General features: G+C 58.9%; 13 protein-coding genes. 6 read left to right on the forward strand and 7 right to left on the reverse strand.

What is annotated here, in order from left to right:
* Nucleotides 1–43: 43 nt before the first annotated feature.
* From baeR to AC236I_RS08045, 6 genes are read right to left on the reverse strand one after another with little or no spacing between them, the layout of a single operon-like run.
* Nucleotides 44–766: an envelope stress response regulator BaeR gene (gene baeR, locus AC236I_RS08020; RefSeq protein ID WP_004864635.1), complete on the reverse strand. Its 723-nt coding sequence runs from the start codon at nucleotides 764–766 to the stop codon at nucleotides 44–46.
* Nucleotides 763–2,280 carry an envelope stress sensor histidine kinase BaeS gene (baeS, locus tag AC236I_RS08025; protein ID WP_015583881.1) on the reverse strand — a complete coding sequence of 506 codons (1,518 nt, stop codon included), beginning with the start codon at nucleotides 2,278–2,280 and terminating at the stop codon, nucleotides 763–765. The genes baeR and baeS overlap by 4 nt, the downstream gene beginning before the upstream one ends.
* Nucleotides 2,277–3,692, reverse strand: coding sequence for an MFS transporter (mdtD, locus tag AC236I_RS08030; protein WP_015583882.1), 1,416 nt, complete (start codon nucleotides 3,690–3,692; stop codon nucleotides 2,277–2,279). The genes baeS and mdtD overlap by 4 nt, the downstream gene beginning before the upstream one ends.
* Before the next feature lies 1 nt (nucleotide 3,693).
* Nucleotides 3,694–6,771: a multidrug efflux RND transporter permease subunit MdtC gene (mdtC, locus tag AC236I_RS08035; RefSeq protein WP_123629597.1), complete on the reverse strand. Its 3,078-nt coding sequence runs from the start codon at nucleotides 6,769–6,771 to the stop codon at nucleotides 3,694–3,696.
* The gene (locus tag AC236I_RS08040; RefSeq protein WP_128321126.1) at nucleotides 6,772–9,894 is read right to left on the reverse strand and encodes an MdtB/MuxB family multidrug efflux RND transporter permease subunit; all 3,123 of its coding nucleotides are present in this window, start codon (nucleotides 9,892–9,894) and stop codon (nucleotides 6,772–6,774) included. It abuts the gene before it with no gap.
* A complete protein-coding gene (locus AC236I_RS08045) occupies nucleotides 9,894–11,144 on the reverse strand; it encodes an MdtA/MuxA family multidrug efflux RND transporter periplasmic adaptor subunit (RefSeq protein ID WP_015583885.1) in 1,251 nt (416 codons plus the stop codon). The genes AC236I_RS08040 and AC236I_RS08045 overlap by 1 nt, the downstream gene beginning before the upstream one ends.
* Nucleotides 11,145–11,490: 346 nt before the next feature.
* Between AC236I_RS08045 and AC236I_RS08050 the strand changes: the two genes are divergently transcribed.
* From AC236I_RS08050 to AC236I_RS08070, 5 genes are all read left to right on the forward strand, one after another.
* On the forward strand, nucleotides 11,491–13,029 hold the full coding sequence (locus tag AC236I_RS08050; protein WP_487608739.1) for an EAL domain-containing protein: 1,539 nt from the start codon (nucleotides 11,491–11,493) through the stop codon (nucleotides 13,027–13,029).
* 188 nt (nucleotides 13,030–13,217) lie between these two features.
* Nucleotides 13,218–13,979, forward strand: a complete 762-nt coding sequence (locus AC236I_RS08055) for a dimethylarginine dimethylaminohydrolase family protein (RefSeq protein ID WP_032717915.1) — start codon at nucleotides 13,218–13,220, stop codon at nucleotides 13,977–13,979.
* Between the two features lie 30 nt (nucleotides 13,980–14,009).
* A complete protein-coding gene (locus tag AC236I_RS08060; protein WP_015583888.1) occupies nucleotides 14,010–14,783 on the forward strand; it encodes an ABC transporter substrate-binding protein in 774 nt (257 codons plus the stop codon).
* A gap of 64 nt (nucleotides 14,784–14,847) precedes the next feature.
* Nucleotides 14,848–15,540 (forward strand): ABC transporter permease, encoded by a 693-nt coding sequence (locus tag AC236I_RS08065; protein WP_015583889.1) that lies wholly within the window; start codon nucleotides 14,848–14,850, stop codon nucleotides 15,538–15,540.
* Nucleotides 15,537–16,262 carry an ABC transporter permease gene (locus AC236I_RS08070; RefSeq protein ID WP_015583890.1) on the forward strand — a complete coding sequence of 242 codons (726 nt, stop codon included), beginning with the start codon at nucleotides 15,537–15,539 and terminating at the stop codon, nucleotides 16,260–16,262. The genes AC236I_RS08065 and AC236I_RS08070 overlap by 4 nt, the downstream gene beginning before the upstream one ends.
* Here AC236I_RS08070 and AC236I_RS08075 read toward each other — a convergent pair whose 3' ends face one another.
* Nucleotides 16,263–16,718 (reverse strand): Lrp/AsnC family transcriptional regulator, encoded by a 456-nt coding sequence (locus AC236I_RS08075; RefSeq protein WP_004864612.1) that lies wholly within the window; start codon nucleotides 16,716–16,718, stop codon nucleotides 16,263–16,265.
* A gap of 14 nt (nucleotides 16,719–16,732) precedes the next feature.
* On the opposite strand from AC236I_RS08075, the gene AC236I_RS08080 reads away from it, so the two are divergent.
* Nucleotides 16,733–17,851 (forward strand): succinylglutamate desuccinylase/aspartoacylase family protein, encoded by a 1,119-nt coding sequence (locus tag AC236I_RS08080; RefSeq protein WP_316933713.1) that lies wholly within the window; start codon nucleotides 16,733–16,735, stop codon nucleotides 17,849–17,851.
* The last annotated feature ends 188 nt before the right edge of the window (nucleotides 17,852–18,039 follow it).

Consider the following 18,039-nt stretch of genomic DNA (forward strand, 5'->3'; position numbering starts at 1 on the left):
CTTCCCCTTACCCCAATCTACCCGTGTGAAACGAGGAGGGGACTTACGCCAGGCGACAGGCGTCGGCCTCCCAGCGGTAGCCGACGCCGTAGACGGCGCGGATAAAGGACTGCTCGGCGTCCAGCGACTCCAGCTTACGCCGCAGGTTTTTGATATGGCTGTCGATCGTTCTGTCGGTCACCACCCGATAGTCATCATACAGATGATTGAGCAGCTGCTCGCGGGAGAAAACCTTGCCCGGCTCCTGCGACAGGGTTTTCAGCAGACGAAACTCGGCAGGAGTCAGATCCAGCAGCTTATCGCGCCATGAGGCCTGAAAACGGCCCTCATCGACAATCAGCGGGCTTTCCGCATCCAGCGCCAGCAGATCCCGGCGCGGCCGGCAGCGGCGGAGGATCGTTTTCACCCTGGCGACGACTTCGCGCGGGCTGTAGGGTTTGCAGATATAATCGTCGGCGCCGATCTCCAGCCCAAGAAGGCGATCGATTTCCTCAATTTTCGCCGTCACCATCACCACCGGAACGTCGGAAAAGCGACGGATCTCCCGACATAGCGTCAGGCCATCGGTTCCCGGCAGCATCAGATCTAACAAGATCAAGTGCGGCGGGGTCTGGCGAACGTAAGGCAGAACCTTGTCGCCGTGATTAATCAGCGTTGGCGCATAACCTGCTGCGAACAGATAGTCGAGCAGCAACTGACCCAGTTTGGGTTCATCTTCCACGACAAGAATGCGTGGGGTATTTTCATCAACAGGTAATTCACTCATACGTCTCTCGGTGTATCACGTTCCAGAGGTAACTCTACTTTAATGCTAACCCCGCCAAAAGGCGAATGGTCGGCCCGTAAGGTGCCGCCGTGGGCAGCCACGATGTTGACACAAATAGCCAGCCCCAGTCCGGAGCCGCCGCTGGCGCGGTTGCGTGAACCTTCGGCACGATAAAAGCGCTCGCACAGCCGTTCCAGCTGTTGATCGCTGACGCCCGGACCGCTGTCGGCAAAATCAAGGATGATGCGACGGCCTGTCTGGCTGGCGCTGATCAGCAGACGTCCGCCGCTATCGGTATAGCGGAGGCTGTTTTCCAGCAGGTTATTAAAAAGCTGCATCAGGCGATCGCCGTCGCCAAATACCGTCGCGTTTTCCGGAAGCGAAACGGCGATGGTCAGCCCCCGGCTGGCAAAGCGTTCACGGAAAGCGCCCGCCGCGACTTCCAGCAGCGTAATGATATCCACGGAGGTTTTTTGATAGGCCAATGCGCCTTCGTCGGACATCGATAGCTGGTGTAGATCGTCGACCAGTTTGGTCAGGGTGGCGACCTCCGCCTGGAGCGAGGTCACGGAATCCGGGGTGAATTTGCGTACGCCGTCCTGAATCGCTTCCAGTTCGCCGCGCAGCACCGCCAGCGGGGTCCGCAGCTCATGAGAAATATCCGCCATCAGGTCGCGACGCATTTGCTGGTTGCGTTCCAGGGTGCTGGCGAGCTGGTTAAAATCCTGCGCCAGGCGGCCGAGTTCATCGCTGCTACTGACCGCCACGCGGGTGGTGAAATCTCCCGCCGCCAGGCGGTGGGTCCCTTCGACCAGACGTTTGACCGGTGCCAGCAGGCCGCGCGCCAGCGGGAAGGTTGCCAGCGCAGCAAGGATCGTCGACAGAGCAACAATCAGCCAGCTGGTGCGCTTTTGCTGACGGTCAAAGTTAATATCGGTATTGCGCGTCAGACGCTCGACCGGTGACGCGATAACCGCGCCCACCGACACGCCGTTAACCACAATGTTGCGACGGCTGCCGTCTTCAGGCACCCGCTCGCGCGGGCCAACCAGCACTCGTCCTTTCTGATCGACAACCCAGAAAAGCGTGCGCCAGCCGTGCGGGGGCATATCCGGGCCGGGGCCGCGTGGACCGTCCGGCGGAGGACCATCCGGCGGAGGACCATCGGTGTCAGGGGGGCCGATATCCAGGCGGCCGTCAGGCGTGCCGCCGGCGTTTGTTTTGCGCCCGCCGGGGAAGCGATCGTCGTTATCGCGATCGAACGACTTTAACAGCTGGAAAATAAACCGATCGTTATTGCGCAGAAATTTCCAGTTGCCGTGCAGGGCATACTGCTCGCTCAGCGCATCGCCCAGCATCGTCAGCCGCTGTTCATTTCCGCGCTTGATATAATCGATAAATCCGCGTTCAAAACTGATGCGCACCGCCCAGTGCATGCTGATCAGCAGCACGATGCAGGTGGCCAAAATCGCCAGGAACAGCTTGCCGGTAATACCGGGACGCCATAGCTTCACGGCTCACTCCTTTTATGTCGGGCGATAGCGGTATTGCTTGCAGTATCATCCGGAACGCGGGAAAAAAGGCATGCCGGCAGCGCGATAATCACCGCCATGCTCAGATAGGTATAGAGAAAGACCTGATGGGTGGTGGCGGCATCGGCGCTGATATGCTGTTGACCAAACAGGCCGAGCAGCATCCCGGCGAGGGTCACGCCAATACTCATCGACAGCTGCATGACCATCGACAGCATGCTGTTGCCGCTGCTGGCGAGATCATCCGGCAAATCTTTCAGCGTCAGGGTGTTCATCGATGAAAAGCGGCTGGAGTTGATCATCCCCTGCACAAACAGCACCACCGGCAGCAGCCAGTACCAACCCGCCAGGGCGACGGCCATAAACAGCAGGCTAACCAGCGCGAGACCCACGGTCGCCACCATTAAGACGCGGCGGTAGCCAAAGCGGTTCACTACCTGCACCACGATACGTTTCATGCCCATGCTGCCAAGCACCATCGGAATCATCATCATCCCGGCGTGAAACGGCGTAAAGCCAAGGCCAATTTGCAGGAATACCGGCGTCATAAAGGGCAACATACCGCTGCCGATGCGCCCGGCAAAGCTGCCGCTGAGCCCGAGGGAGAAGGTGCGGTTGCGAAACAGGTTCAGGCTGAACAGGGCGTTGTCGTTGCCCCGGGCGTACCATAAATAGAGCACAATCGAGGCCACGCCAGTGACCACCAGCGCGCTCAGCAGCAGCGGGGATATCCCCAGCCCTTTTTTACCGTCGAGCGCGAGGGTTAAGGTCGCCATCCCCAGCGCCAGCAGGATAAAGCCAAACATATCGAAGCGCCGGGTCTGCAGCGTGTAGTTCGGCATCAGCCACAAGGTGGCGATGGCGCCGATAATGCCCACCGGAATATTGATTAAGAAAATCCAGTGCCAGGAGGCGTATTCCACCAGCAGGCCGCCGAGGGCCGGGCCAAGCAGCGGGCCGACCTGGCCGGGGAGCGTAACAAAGGTCATGGCCGCCATATACTGGGCGCGCGGAACGATTTTCATCACCGTCAGGCGACCGACGGGTACCATCATGGCGCCGCCGACGCCCTGCAGTACGCGGGCCAGCACCAGCTGATCGAGGGTTGCGGCCTGAGCACAAAATAGCGACCCGAGCGTAAACAGAATGATGGCGCTAAAGAAGATATTGCGTACCCCCACCCGGTCCGCCAGCCAGCCGCTGGCCGGCAGCATAATCGCCACCGTCAGGACATAGGAGACGATAACCATATGCATGTGCAGGGGGCTCTCCCCAAGGCTTTTAGCCATCGAGGGGAGGGCGGTATTCACGATGGTGGTGTCCAGCGACTGCATAAAGAAGCCGAAAGCCACTATCCATAATTGCCAGCGGACGCTGGAGGGCAGTTCTGTCATGTTATTCGCTTACCGGTTGGCTGAGTTTTCGCGAAAAACGCAACCGCAGACGGTCAAAGAACAGATAGACCACCGGCGTAGTGTAGAGGGTCAACAGCTGACTCATCACCAGCCCACCGACGATGGTGATCCCCAGCGGCTGACGCAGTTCCGAGCCGTCGCCGCCCGAGAGCACCAGCGGCAGGGCGCCAAACAGCGCCGCTAAGGTGGTCATCATAATCGGGCGGAAACGCAGCAGGCAGGCCTGGAAGATTGCCTCTTCCGGCGGCAGATTGCCGTTGCGCTGCGCCTCGAGGGCAAAGTCGACCATCATGATGGCGTTTTTCTTCACTATCCCAATTAATAGCATGATGCCGATCAGCGCAATCAGGCTAAACGGCGCGCCAAAGAGCTCCAGCGCCAGCAGCGCGCCTACCCCCGCCGAGGGGAGGGTGGAGAGAATCGTTAACGGATGCACATAGCTTTCGTAGAGGATCCCCAGCACGATATAGACCGTCGCAATGGCGGCCAGAATCAAAATAACCTGCGAGTTCATGGTCTGCTGGAAGACCTGCGCGGTGCCGGCATAGGAGCCCCGGACGCTGGAAGGCACTCCAAGCTGAGTCATCGCGCGGTTGATGGCATCGCTGGCTTCCGACAGCGATTTACCGGTCGGCAGGTTAAAGGAGATCGTCGACGCTGCCGACAATCCCTGGTGGTTGACCGACAGCGGCGCGTTAGCCGGCTGCCAGCGGGCGAAATAGGCGAGGGGGATCGGCTTACCTTCGCTGTTGATCACAAACATCTTATCCAGCGCGCTGACGTCCTGGGTATAAACCGGATCGACCTCCATCACCACTTTATACTGGTTCAGCGGCTGGTAAATCGTCGAGATCTGCCGCTGGCCGAAGGCGTTATTCAGCAGATTGTTGGCATCCTGAACGCTGATCCCGAGGCGCGACATGGTATCGCGATCGTAGATGAGGTTCATTTCGGCGCCGTTATCCTGCTGGTCAGAGTTGACGTCCGCCAGTTCCGGCAGCGCGGCCAGCGCTTTACGAATCTTCGGTTCCCATTCGCGCAGCGCCGAAAGATCGTCTGACAGCAGGGTGTACTGATAGCTGGCGTTGGCCTGACGGCCGCCGACGCGAATATCCTGCACCGCCATTAAGAACAGGTTGGCGCCCGGTTCTTTCGCCAGTTTTTTACGCAGCCGGTCGATAATCTGCTGCGCCGTTTCATGTCGCTGGTCGCGAGGTTTAAGGGTGATAAACATCATCCCGCTGTTCACCCGTGAGCCGCCGGTAAAGCCGGTCACGTTATCCACCGCCGGATCTTCGCGGATGATCTGCATAAAGTCCTGCAGTTTGCCGCGCATCGCCTGGAAAGAGATACTCTGATCGGCCTGAATGCCGCCCATCAGCACGCCGGTATCCTGCTCCGGGAAGAAGGTTTTTGGAATAGAGATATAGAGCCAGACGCTGAGCGCCATGGTCCCCAACAGCACCAGACCGGTCATGCGGCTGTGTCTCAGAACCCATTTCAGCGATTTACCGTAGCCGCCCTGCACGGCGACCAGCAGGCGGCCGAAACCGCGGTTACGCGTGGGTTGAGAAGGTTTACCGCTCTTCAGCAGCCAGCCGCACATCATCGGCGTCAGGGTAAGGGAGACCGCCAGCGAGATGCCGATCGCCACCGATAAGGTGACGGCGAATTCGCGTAGCAGCCGCCCCGGCAGGCCGCCCATCAGCAGCAGCGGTAAAAAGACCGCCACCAGCGAGAGACTCATCGACAGCACGGTGAAGCCGACTTCACGGCTCCCCTGCAGCGCCGCCTGCAGCGGTTTCATTCCGGCCTCAAGATGGCGGGAGATATTTTCCAGCACCACGATAGCATCGTCGACGACGAAGCCGGTGGCGATGGTCAGGGCCATCAGCGACAGGTTGTTGAGGCTAAAGTCGCAAAGGTACATGGCCGCAAAGGTACCAATCAGCGAGACCGGCACCGCCACCGCCGGGATCAGCGTGGCTCTGCCGGAGCGCAGAAACAGGAACACCACGAGGATCACCAGCGCCACCGAGATCACCAGCGTCTGCTCGACTTCCTCCAGCGAGGCGCGGATGGTCGGCGAGCGGTCCTGGGCGATTTGCAGGTCGATAGCCGCCGGAATGGTTTTTTGCAGATCCGGCAGGCGGGCGCGAATGCTGTCGACCGTCTGGATGATATTGGCTTCCGGCAGCTTGCGGATCATCAGCAAAATTGCCGGCTTCGCGTTGGTCATCCCGGCGTTACGCACATCCTGCACCGAATCGCTGATCTGCGCGACGTCGCCAAGACGCACCGCCGCGCCGTTGTTGTAGTGTACGATCAGCGGCTGGTATTCCGCGGCGGTTTTGAGCTCATCGTTCGTTTGTACCTGCCAGCGCGAGCTGTGATCTTCCAGCGCCCCCTGCGGTCTACGGACGTTGGCGTTATCGATAGCGGTGCGCACGGCGTCCAGCGACACGCCCTGGTTAAACAGCGCCTGCGGGTTGAGGTCGACGCGCACCGCGGGCAGCGAGCTGCCGCCCACGTCGACGTCGCCAACGCCGTCAATCTGGGCGATGGTTTGCGCCAGTTGAGTCGAGGCAAAATCGTACAGCTCGCCCTGGGAGTAGGTATCCGAGGTGAGCGTGAGGATCATAATCGGCGCATCGGATGGGTTGGCCTTGCGATAGGTCGGGCGGCTTGGCATGCCGCTCGGCAGCAGGCTTTGCGCGGCGTTGATCGCCGCCTGCACATCGCGGGCGGCGCCGTTGATATCGCGGTCGAAATTGAACTCCATAATAATGCGCGTGCTGCCCAGCGAACTGGTGGAGGTCATTTCCGACACGCCGGCGATCCGGCCGAGCGAGCGTTCAAGCGGCGTGGCCACCGACGAGGCCATGGTTTCCGGCGACGCGCCGGGCAGCGAGGCGCTGATCATGATCACCGGGAAATCCACCTGCGGCAGCGGGGCGACCGGCAGCAGACGGAAACCGAGTACCCCGCACAGGGTGATGGCGAGCGAAATCAGAATCGTCGCCACCGGGCGGTAAATGAAGAGGGCGAAAAACTTCATTTACGCCTCCTCCTCATGCCGTGGGAAGCGGCTCTTGATATACAGCGACAGGCGGTCGAAGAGCAGATAGATAACCGGGGTGGTGAACAGCGTCAGCACCTGGCTTAACATCAGACCGCCCACCATACCGATACCCAGAGGACGCCGTAGCTCGGCGCCGACGCCGGTGCTCAGCATCAGCGGCAGCGCGCCGAGCAGAGCGGCAAGCGTGGTCATCAGAATCGGGCGAAAACGCAGCAGGCAGGCCTGATAAATCGCCTCACGTGGCGGCATGCCCTGTTCGCGTTCGGCGGCCAGCGCAAAGTCGATCATCATGATGGCGTTCTTCTTGACGATACCAATCAGCAGGATAATCCCGATAATGGCGATAACATCCAGCTCGCTGCCTGCCAGCCACAGCGCCAGCAGCGCGCCGACGCCGGCGGTCGGTAAGGTCGACAGAATGGTTATCGGGTGGATAAAGCTTTCATACAGCACGCCGAGCACGATATACATCGCCACGACCGCCGCCACCACCAGCCAGACGGTGTTGCCGAGCGCCGACTGGAAGGCGAGGGTGCTGCCCTGGAACTGGGTGCGGATATCGGTCGGCAAATCCAGCGCCTGTTCGGCGGCGAGGATGGCGTCGACCGCATCGCCCAGCGAGTAGTTATCCGGGACGTTGAACGAAATGGTGGTCACCGGGAACTGATCGAGATGGTTAATCGACAGCGGCGCGAAGCGCTGCTCGACGCTGGCGATGGACTTCAGCGGCACGATGCCGCCCCCGCTGCTGGTCAGGCGAATATTGTCCAGCGCCGCCAGCCCCGGCGTCTCCCGGGTGTCATGCTCCAGCACCACGCGATACTGATTGGCCTGAGTGTAGATGGTCGAGATCAGCCGCTGGCCGAAGGCGTTATACAGCGCATTATCGACATCGGCCATGCTGATGCCGAGACGGCTGGCGCTGTCGCGATCGACTTTGATATAGGCGGCGAGGCCCTTATCCTGCCAGTCGCTGCTGACGTCGGAGAGCTGCGGAAGCGCCTGGAGACGCGTCAGCAGCTGCGGCACCCAGTTACTGAGGGCATCCAGCGAGTTCGCCTGCAAGGTGAACTGATACTGGGTCCGGCTGACGGTGGTATCGATAGTCAGATCCTGGGTCGGCTGTAGGTAGAGCTCGACGCCGGGGATCCCGTCCACCGATTTTTGCAGGCGGCTAATCACGGCCTGCACACGGTCGTCGCGTTCATCCAGCGGTTTGAGGTTAATCTGCAGGCGGGCGCTGTTCAGCGCCGGGTTGGTGCCGTCCACTCCGACGTAGGAGGTCAGGCTCTCGACGGCCGGGTCTTTGAGGATCGCCGCGGAAACCTGCTCCTGGCGCTGCGCCATATTCGCAAACGAAGCGGACTGCGGAGCCTGTAACGTCCCCTGAATAATGCCGTTGTCCTGAATCGGGAAGAAGCCTTTCGGAATGAAGACCCACAGCATGATTGACAGCGCCAGCGTGCCTAAGGCCACGCTCAGGGTCAGCCACGGGTGATTCAGCACCCGGCTAAGCATCCGACCATACGCGGCGATGACCCGATCGAAGAAGCGCTCGCTGGCCCGCGAGAAGCGGTTTTGCTTACGCAGCGACTCGTGACTGAGCATGCGCGCGCACATCATTGGCGTCAGCGTCAGCGAGACGACGGCGGAAATTAATATTGCCACCGCGAGGGTAATGGCAAACTCGCGGAACAGCCGGCCGACGATATCGCCCATAAACAGCAGCGGGATCAGCACCGCAATCAGCGAGAAGGTCAACGAGATGATGGTAAAGCCGATCTCTCCGGCACCTTTCAGCGCGGCGGCGAGCGGTTTTTCGCCCTTTTCGATATAGCGCGAGATGTTTTCGATCACCACGATGGCGTCATCGACAACGAAGCCGGTGGCGATAGTGAGCGCCATCAGCGTCAGGTTGTTGATCGAGAAGTCGAGGAACACCATCACCGCGAAGGTGCCCACCAGCGACAGCGGCACGGCGACGCCGGGGATAATGGTCGCCGGTACGTTGCGCAGGAACAGGTAGATGATCATCACCACCAGCGCAATCGCCAGCATCAGCTCAAACTGGGTATCGCTCACCGACGCGCGAATGTTGGTGGTGCGGTCGGAAAGGACCTGCACCTTGACCGACTTCGGCAGGCTCTCGGTCAGCTGCGGCAGCATCTGACGCACGCTATCGGCGGTGGCGATGATGTTCGCTCCCGGCTGGCGTTGAACGTTCATGACGATCGCCTGCTGGTTATTCGCCCATGCGCCGAGCCAGCTGTTTTCCGCCCCTTGCTCAATGGTAGCGACATCGCCGAGACGAATCGGCGCGCCGTTCTGCCAGGCGACGATCAGGCGGCGATAATCTTCCGCCGACTGCATCTGATCGTTAGCGGAGAGGGTCACGGCGCGGGAAGGGCCGTCAAGGCTGCCTTTGGCCGAGTTGACGTTGGCGCTGGTGATAGCGGTGCGGATGGTTTCGCTGGTCAGCCCCAGCGCGGCAATCGCCTGCGCATTGAGCTTCACGCGGACCGCCGGGCGTTGACCGCCCGCGAGGGTCACCAGCCCGACGCCGGAGACCTGGGAAATTTTCTGCGCCACGCGGGTCTCCACCATATCTTCCACCTGGGTCATCGGAATGGCGGAAGAAGTGACCGCGAGGGTCATGATCGGCGGATCGGCCGGGTTGACTTTACTGTACACCGGCGGGTTCGGCAGGTCGGATGGCAGCAGGTTGGTGGCGGCGTTGATCGCGGCCTGGACCTCCTGTTCGGCCACGTCCAGCGGCAGGGTCAGCTGGAACTGGAGCGTGACCACCGAGGCGCCGCCGGAACTTTGCGACGACATCTGCTTCAGGCCCGACATCTGGCCAAACTGGCGTTCCAGCGGGGCGGTAATCGCCGATGTGACGACGTCCGGACTGGCGCCGGGATAGAGGGTGACTACCTGAATGGTCGGATAATCCACTTCCGGCAAGGCGGAAACCGGCAGGAATCGATAGCCGATGATCCCCGCCAGCATAATCGCCACCATCAGCAGCGTGGTGGCGACCGGGCGCAGAATAAACAGTCGGGAAGGGCCGCCCGTACTGCTCGGGGGTAATACCTGCATCAGGAGCGCGCTCCTTTATGGCCATACTCACGGCTGGTGGCTTTCTCCGCCGCGGCCGCCGGCGCGCTGTGCGGGTCCACCACTTCCACTTTTGCCCCTTCGGTCAGACGATCGATACCGTCAGTAACCACCCGGTCACCCGCCGACAGCCCGGCGGTAATCACCACCTTCAGACTGTCCTGAATACCCGGCGTGACGGTGTGCTTGCTGACTTTATTCTCATCGTTCAATACCCAGACGAAATGGCCTTCATTGCCCATCTGCAGTGCGGCAGTCGGGATGACGATGGCGTTCTGTTCCGTGTCTACCAGCATACGGGCGTTCACGAACTGGTTCGGGAACAGGGTGTCGTCCTGGTTGTTAAAGCGCGCTTTCAGTTTGATGGTCCCGGTGGTGGCGTCAATCTGGTTATCCAGACTCAGCAGCGACCCTTCGCTGATTTTTTGTTTGTTGGTCCGGTCCCAGGCCTCAACCTGCAGCGTTTTCCCGGCTTTCTGCGCCTGGACAACGGTCGCGATATCATTTTCCGGCAGCGTGAAGACCAAATCGATTGGGTGGGTTTGGGTTAACACCACGATGCCGGTGGTATCGCTGCTTGAAATCTGATTGCCGATATCCACCTGTTTTAAGCCAACGCGGCCGTCAATCGGCGCGGTGATGCGGCTCCAGTTCAGCTGCAGCTGGGCGCTGGCCACGGCGGCTTCGTCGGCTTTGATGGTGCCTTCCGTTTCGCTGACCAGCGACTGCTGGGTATCCAGCTCCTGGCGGGAAACAAGATTGCTCTTCACCAGCTGTTGATAGCGGGCGAGATCGCGTCGGGCGTTAGCGAGCGTGGCTTTATCTTTCGCCAACTGGCCCTGGGCCTGCGCCAGCGCGACTTTAAACTGACTGGGGTCGATTTCGGCGAGCAGATCGCCCGCTTTGACCTGCTGGCCTTCCTGGAAGTGGATAGCTAACAGCTGGCCATCCACCCGGCTGCGTACGGTCACCGTGTTGGCTGCCGTCACCGTACCGAGGCCGCTGAGATAGCGAGGCACCGATTCGCTGGTGGCTGTTGCCGCCTGAACCGGTGCCAGGGCCGCGCCGAAGCGGCCATGGCGACCGCCGCCTGGCGCCTGCGGCTGTGAGCCATTTGCCGCCGCAGGCGTAGCGTTTGTCGCTTCACGACTCTGCCAGAACCAGTACCCGGCACCGGCAATGACGATGACCGCCAGCGCGATGCCCCAACGGAGTGTATGACTGCCTTTCATTAATTTGCTATCTCATCCTGAAACGTTTCGCGAAATGATACTAGTTTAGTGACCAAACGCCCCGCAAAAATGGAGGAATTATGAAAAGACTGTTGAGATATGTCTGGATAAAACGCTTTTCGATGAGCTGGTTAGGCTAAAAAAGAGGGCAAAACTGACCCGTCATTCGCCGTAGCCTGCGCGTTTGCTCCAGGTTCTGGCTGGACGAGGCGATTTTTCATGTCTGGTATAACCGCCCTGACGCCATTATTATCAAGATTATAGATCTGTACTGCAGGGACGGGTACGTCGGGTGTCCGGATTTGTCACGCGAATACCGGCATCCACCAGGAGTTGTGCAGAGACGATGAAATTTATCCATAAGACGAAATGGCTGTTGACGGGCGGCGGCATCGCCGTGCTCCTTTCCGTTTTGCTGACCAACGCCGTGATGTTAAACAACCAGCGCGCTCAGCTTGATACGTTGAGCCATGAGCTTCTCGCCCACGCCGAAGATGTGACCACGCAAATCATCTCTTCTATTGATCACGCGCAGAAGCGACATCTTGATGGCTGTAACAAACAGGCGATCGCGGCCTTGCGAGAGGTTATCTGGAAGTATGCCAGCGTGGAAGACATTGGCATCGTGGAGAGCGGTAAGCTGGCCTGCACCGCCAACTGGGGCAGGCTGGATAAACCGCTGCCGCTCCCCGCCGAAAAATATGTCGTACCGAATGGATACCGTATTTACCCGGGCGTAAAAAACTATCTCCCGTACGGGGTGGTTCTCGATATGACCCAGCAAGGCAATATTATTTCCTTTACCTCATCATTTGCCTTTAGCACATTTTCCCGCCAGCACCACGGTTTTAATTTTTCTTTAACCAGCCTGAACGGTGAACATGTTTTTCTTAATAATATAAAATCCGCGATCGGGGCAAGGTCGTCGATAAGCGTTAGCTTATGCAGCAGTAAATTCGATATTTGCACTCATCTGACGGAGCGAAAACAGGGATTTTTGTCCCTCTCTCCGCTCCTTATCGTCCTCATGGTGGGCGCGGCTTTTATTCTCGGCGCCGCGATTGTCTATTCCATTCTGAGCTATCTCAGCGAACGGCGATCGCTGGAGTTTCGCTTAAAAAAAGCGATTATTAATCAGCGCATTTACATGGAATATCAGCCGTTGGTGTGCGCTAAAAATGAACGCGTAGTCGGCGTCGAAGCGCTGGTTCGCTGGCATGACCCGCGCTATGGTCACATCTCTCCGGAGCTGTTTATTTCAATGGCCGAACAGCTGAATGTTTACCACGATCTTTCGCAGCTGGTGATGGAGAAGGCCACCAGCGAGTTGAAAACCATTCTGCTCGCCGACGCCCGCTTTACCCTCGCGATTAATATCGGCAAATATGAAATTAATGACCCGCTTTATTTAGATAATCTCCTGCGGGTTTTGCAACATAAAGGTATTCGCCCTCAGCAGATTAAAATTGAGATTACCGAAAGAAGCGGCGAATACTATAAAAAAATCGCCGCCTTTTCTTTACAGGCGATGAACCGCGGATTGCGCATCGCCCTCGATGATTTCGGCACCGGCTCTTCAAACCTGCAGTGGTTAACCGAAGTGTTTTATGATGAGATAAAACTGGATAAATTTTTCGTCAACGGACTTAAGAATGAGTATAAACGAGCTATTTTGACCTCGCTTCTTGATGTCGTTTGCAGGCTGAATAAGCAAATCGTTTTTGAAGGCGTGGAGAGTAAAGCGGATTTTGAGTTCGTCAAATCCTTCGATGAAAATGCGTTAATTCAGGGATGGTATTTTTACCGGTCGATGCCAATCGAAAAACTCACCGCGCTGCTCCTTCCCGTCTCTCCCTCTCATCCGGCGGCAAACGCGCCGCGCTAGCCTTCGGCAAGAGCCCGTCATCCGACAGCGGAATGCGTCGTTTCCCCGGCAATATACAGCGTAAATTGACCTTTGTGGCCGGCTATTCAGCCGGACTGGTGACAACATCTGTTTGATAATCAAGAAAACCCGTTGCTTTACCGGCATGTCGGGAACAACAACGATCACTAGTCACCTGAGGGTTCTCTATGCATTTTAACCAGGCTATCGCCCGCCTGCCGGCCGCAACCTGTGCCGCCGGTCAAACCACCGCCCGGCTCGGCGCGCCGGATATTGCCGGCACCACGCGTCAGTTCCTCGCCTATGTCGAAACCTTGCTGCAGCTCGGCCTGAAAGTGACCGTATTGCCTGCGGCTGCGGATTATCCGGATGCCCACTTTGTTGAAGATACCGCGGTCGTCATGCCGGAACTGGCGGTCATCACTCATCCCGGCGCGCCGAGTCGCCAGGGGGAAGTGGCATCGATAGCGCCGGTGCTTGCCGGTTTTCGTCCACTGGTGCACATGAGCGAGCGGGGTCATATGGATGGCGGCGACGTGCTGCTGGTCGGTAAACAGTTCTTTGTTGGCCAGACGGCGCGTACCGATGAGCAGGGGATTCGCGAGTTTGCCGCTGCCGTTGAGCCGCATGGCTATCAGGTGACGTCCATTGACGTGAGCGCCGGGCTGCACCTGAAGTCCATCGTCAACTATGTCGGACGCAATACGTTGCTGCTGACGGAAGGGTACGTCAATCACCCGGCGTTTAGCGGGTTCAATACCATTGTGATCCCGGAAGAGGAGTCGTACGCCGGGAATACGCTCTGGATCAACGACACATTAATTACGCCTCAGGGGTACCCCTATACCCTGGGCGAAATCAGCAAGCTGGGGATGCCGGTTGTGCAACTCGATACCAGCGAATTTAAGAAAATGGATGGCGGCCTGACCTGCCTTTCACTGCGTTTTTAGCCACGTCGTTGACATCAGGGGTAACAGAATATGAAAACACGCATTACCGCTTTACTGGCCTGTATGGCGCTGAGCGCGCCGCTCGCCGCCCAGCAGTTTGACACCATCAGCTTCGGCGTTGACGGTGGCTATCCGCCCTTTGACGTGCTGGCGCCCAGCGGCGAGATCACCGGCTTTGATATCGACATTGCCAATGCGCTCTGTACGCAGCTAAAAGCGAAGTGCGTCTTCGTCAAGCAGCCGTTTGAGAGCATGATCGCCGCGCTGAATGCGCATAAATTTGATGCAATTATTGCTTCGCTGAATATTACCGACGAACGTAAGAAGGAAGTGGATTTCACCGACCGCTACTATCGCAGCGCGGCGCAGCTGGTGGCGCGCAAGGGGAGTCCGTTGCTGCCGGAGGCCGCCAGTCTTAAGGGCAAGACCGTCGGCGTACAAACCGGCTCAACCCATGAAGCCTACGCCAGAACCCACTGGGCCGGTCAGGGCGTGAAGATCGTCGGTTACGCCAACCAGGACAACGTCTATCTGGATCTGCTCTCCGGGCGTATCGATGCCTCCTTACAGGATAATATCCAGGCGGCGACCAGCTTTGTTGACACGCCGCGCGGGCAAAAATTCGCCTTCGCTGGCCCGGTTATCAGCGACGGCAGCATCTCGTCTGATGTCGGCATTGCGGTCAATAAAGACAATCCGGCATTGCGCGACGCCCTCAACGAGGCCATCAAGCAGATCCGCGCCGACGGCACCTACGCCGCGATTGAGAAAAAGTACTTTAGCTTCGATATCTACGGCAATTAAGCCGTAAAGGGGAGGGCGCGGTCGGCGAGCGGCGCCCCTTTACGCAACGGGTGGAAGACAGAATATGGTTGCAGATTATTTACCGCTACTGTTACGCGGCGCGGGGGTATCGTTGTGCGTGATGCTGGTCTCACTGCTGGTGGCGCTGCTGCTGGGGCTGGTGAATGCGCTGATTAAGCTGTTCGGACCGCGTTGGCTGCGCTGGTTTTCCACCGGCTATACCACGCTGGTGCGCGGCATTCCGGAGCTGGTGATTATGCTGCTGCTGTTTTTTGGCGGCGAGATGCTGGTCAACGCGCTGCTGTCGCTGGCAGGACTTGGGCCGGTGCGTTTTAATACCTTTATTTCCGGCGTGCTGGCGATTGGCTTCGTGTTTGGCGCCTATTACACCGAGACGTTTCGCGGCGCGTTTCTCACCGTCGATCGGGGACAAACCGAAGCGGCTGAAGCCTACGGCATGCGGCCGTGGCTGGTCTTCCGGCGGATTATGCTGCCGCAGATGCTGAGCTTTGCCATTCCAGGCATCAATAATAACTGGTTGGGTTTGATGAAGGCGTCGGCGCTGGTCTCCATTCTCGGTTTAGAAGATATGGTGTGGCTGGCGGAACAGGCCGGGCGCGCCACGCAGAAACCCTTTTTGTTCTACTTCCTGGTCTCGCTGATTTATATGGTCATCACCGCCTTGTCCAGCTGGTTGTTTAGCCTTCTGGCGAAGCGCTACGCGCTGCGTTCGTCAACGGCGGGGGCGACGCAATGAATCTGCAGACCTTTATCGAGGCGGTACCGGGCTATCTGTGGAGTGACGGCAACGGTTCCACGAGCGGGCTGGCGATGACGGCGGAGCTGTTTTTGCTCGCCCTGGCGCCCGGCATGGTGCTGGCGGTGCTGCTGGCGATTGGCCAGGCCTACGGTCCGCGCCTGCTGGCCTGGCCCGTGCGCGGCTTCACCTGGTTTTTCCGCAGCACGCCGCTTTATCTGCAGCTGATGCTGATCTATTACGGGCTGTCTCAGTTCGACATCGTCCAGCTGGGCTGGCAAAACGATCGGCCGTTCTGGCTGCTGTTCCGCGACGCAACCTTCTGCGCCACCCTGGCGCTGGTGCTGAACACCGCGGCGTATGTCGCGGAATTGCTGGCGGGGATGATGGCGACGTTTCCGCGTCAGGAGTGGGTGGCCGGGGAAGCCTATGGCATGACTAAGTGGCAGATTATTCGCCGGCTGGTCCTGCCCGCTACGCTGCGGCGCGGGATCCCGGCGCTGAACAATGAGATGGTGTTTTTACTGCACGCCACTTCGCTCGCCAGTACCGTGACATTGCTGGATATCACCGGCGTGGCGCGCGCCTTTTATGCCATTACCTACTCGCCGTTTATCCCGTTCCTGATGGCCGCCGCGCTCTATTTAGTGTGCACTTTTTTGCTGATTTACCTCTTTTCGCGGGCGGAACGACGCTGGCTGGCGTTTATCAAGCGCCCCTGATCAGGAGCGTTTGATGGACTGCAGTTCCGTCAGGGTGACGATTTTATCGACGCGAAATTTTTTGCTGGTCAGCCAGCTGTCGGCCAGCTGGCAGTAGTGCGCCATGCTGCGACAGCCGATACGCACCAGAAAGTCAAAGCTGCCGCTGACCAGCCAGCAGTCGAGCACCTCCGGCGTCTGGCGCATCTCTTGTTCAAATACCGGCTGTGAGCGGCCGTGGTCGGCCAGCGCAATTTGCGCCTGCACCACGAAGGCATGCTCCGGTTCGGGGAGTTCAATCACCGCGCTGTAGCCACGGATAATGCCGTCACGCTCAAGGCCACGTACGCGTTCCAGGCAGGGACGGGCGGTGAGGTTTACCTGCTCCGAGAGCTTTTGATAAGAAATGCGGCCATCCCGGCGCAGGATTTCAAGGATCTTGTGATCGATACGGTCAAGCCGGGCTTTCTTTTCCACAGATAGGATGTCCAATGAAAATTAAACACTATACCTTACCCGAACATGCGTTGAGTGGGCAGCGGCAATTAACCCATTTTCACTTTGGCGAACCCGGCCGTGGAGAAAAAATCTATCTCCAGGCGGGACTGCACGCCGATGAAATCCCGGGCATGCTGGTTCTGCATTATCTTAAAAGATTACTCAACCAGGCGGAACGGCGCGCCGAGCTGCGCGGTGAAATTATCCTCGTCCCGGTCGCTAACCCGCCGGGCCTGGCTCAGGTGGTGCTCAACGGCGGTATCGGGCGATTTGACCTGGCGAGCGGTCGCAACTTTAACCGCGATTTTCCCGATCTGGCCCCCCTTGCGCAGCGGTATCTCTGCGCCGATGAACCGCTGACCCGTGAAGCATACCTGCAGCAGGTGCGCGAGGCGATGCGTGAGGCGCTGGCCGCCGAACCGCTGCGCAGCGAAGTTCAGGCGCTACGCCACCATCTGCTGAGTCTGGCCTGTGATGCCGACGTGGTGCTGGATCTGCACTGCGACGATCGGGCCATTTTGCACCTGTATGCCGATCCGGCCTGGCAGGCGGAGGCCGGCGTGGTGGCTGCCTTTTTAGGTATTGAAACGGTACTGCTGTCGCAAGAGAGCGGCGGTTACTCGTTTGATGAAGCCTGCGGGTTGCCCTGGCATCGCCTGGCCGCCCGCTTTCCGCAATGGCAGCACGGCCAGCCTGGCTGTATGGCGGTGACCGTGGAGCTGCGCGGTCAGCAGGATGTGAATCACGCGCTGGCTCGTGAGGATGCCGAACGTCTGTACCGTTACTTGCAATACCGCGGCGTGCTGGCGGGCGCATGCCCGCCGGTCCCACAGCAGGAGACGCTGATGCTGCCCTTTTCAGGGGGAGAGATTGTCACCGCGCCGGCGAGCGGGATCCTCGTACCGTTGAAACAGCCCGGCGAGTGGGTCAGCGCCGATGAGGTGGTGGCCGAGATTATCGACCCTCTCACCGATATGATTCAATCGGTCCGTCCGCAGGTCGGCGGGTTGATTTACGCCAGCCGGTGGGCGCCATTTGTCACCTTTGGCGCCGAGGTGATGAAAATAGTCGGCAAGCAGCCTTATGCCGGCGGCGGGGGGCTGGCGATGTAAAACGGGCGGCCGGGAGACCTCCGCCATCGGGCGTCAGAATCCGCGGCGGCGGCCGCGGAGTGGATGAGGATTGATATGCATCAACAGTTTTATCAACTGCAGAGATAAATAACTAAAAAAGAGTTGTAACCCTTGCGTCTTTTATTCAATTTATGTGGTGAATGTTTAATGCATACGGATAAAAAAAA

The sequence above is a fragment of the Klebsiella sp. Sb-30 genome (assembly GCF_057652795.1).

Coding starts and splice junctions, on each gene's coding strand:
- AC236I_RS08045 (WP_015583885.1), bottom strand. CDS start 11,144: ATGAAAGGCAGTCATACACTCCGTTGGGGCATCGCGCTGGCGGTCATC.
- baeR (WP_004864635.1), bottom strand. CDS start 766: ATGAGTGAATTACCTGTTGATGAAAATACCCCACGCATTCTTGTCGTG.
- AC236I_RS08060 (WP_015583888.1), top strand. CDS start 14,010: ATGAAAACACGCATTACCGCTTTACTGGCCTGTATGGCGCTGAGCGCG.
- mdtC (WP_123629597.1), bottom strand. CDS start 6,771: ATGAAGTTTTTCGCCCTCTTCATTTACCGCCCGGTGGCGACGATTCTG.
- mdtD (WP_015583882.1), bottom strand. CDS start 3,692: ATGACAGAACTGCCCTCCAGCGTCCGCTGGCAATTATGGATAGTGGCT.
- AC236I_RS08055 (WP_032717915.1), top strand. CDS start 13,218: ATGCATTTTAACCAGGCTATCGCCCGCCTGCCGGCCGCAACCTGTGCC.
- AC236I_RS08080 (WP_316933713.1), top strand. CDS start 16,733: ATGAAAATTAAACACTATACCTTACCCGAACATGCGTTGAGTGGGCAG.
- AC236I_RS08065 (WP_015583889.1), top strand. CDS start 14,848: ATGGTTGCAGATTATTTACCGCTACTGTTACGCGGCGCGGGGGTATCG.
- AC236I_RS08070 (WP_015583890.1), top strand. CDS start 15,537: ATGAATCTGCAGACCTTTATCGAGGCGGTACCGGGCTATCTGTGGAGT.
- AC236I_RS08040 (WP_128321126.1), bottom strand. CDS start 9,894: ATGCAGGTATTACCCCCGAGCAGTACGGGCGGCCCTTCCCGACTGTTT.
- AC236I_RS08050 (WP_487608739.1), top strand. CDS start 11,491: ATGAAATTTATCCATAAGACGAAATGGCTGTTGACGGGCGGCGGCATC.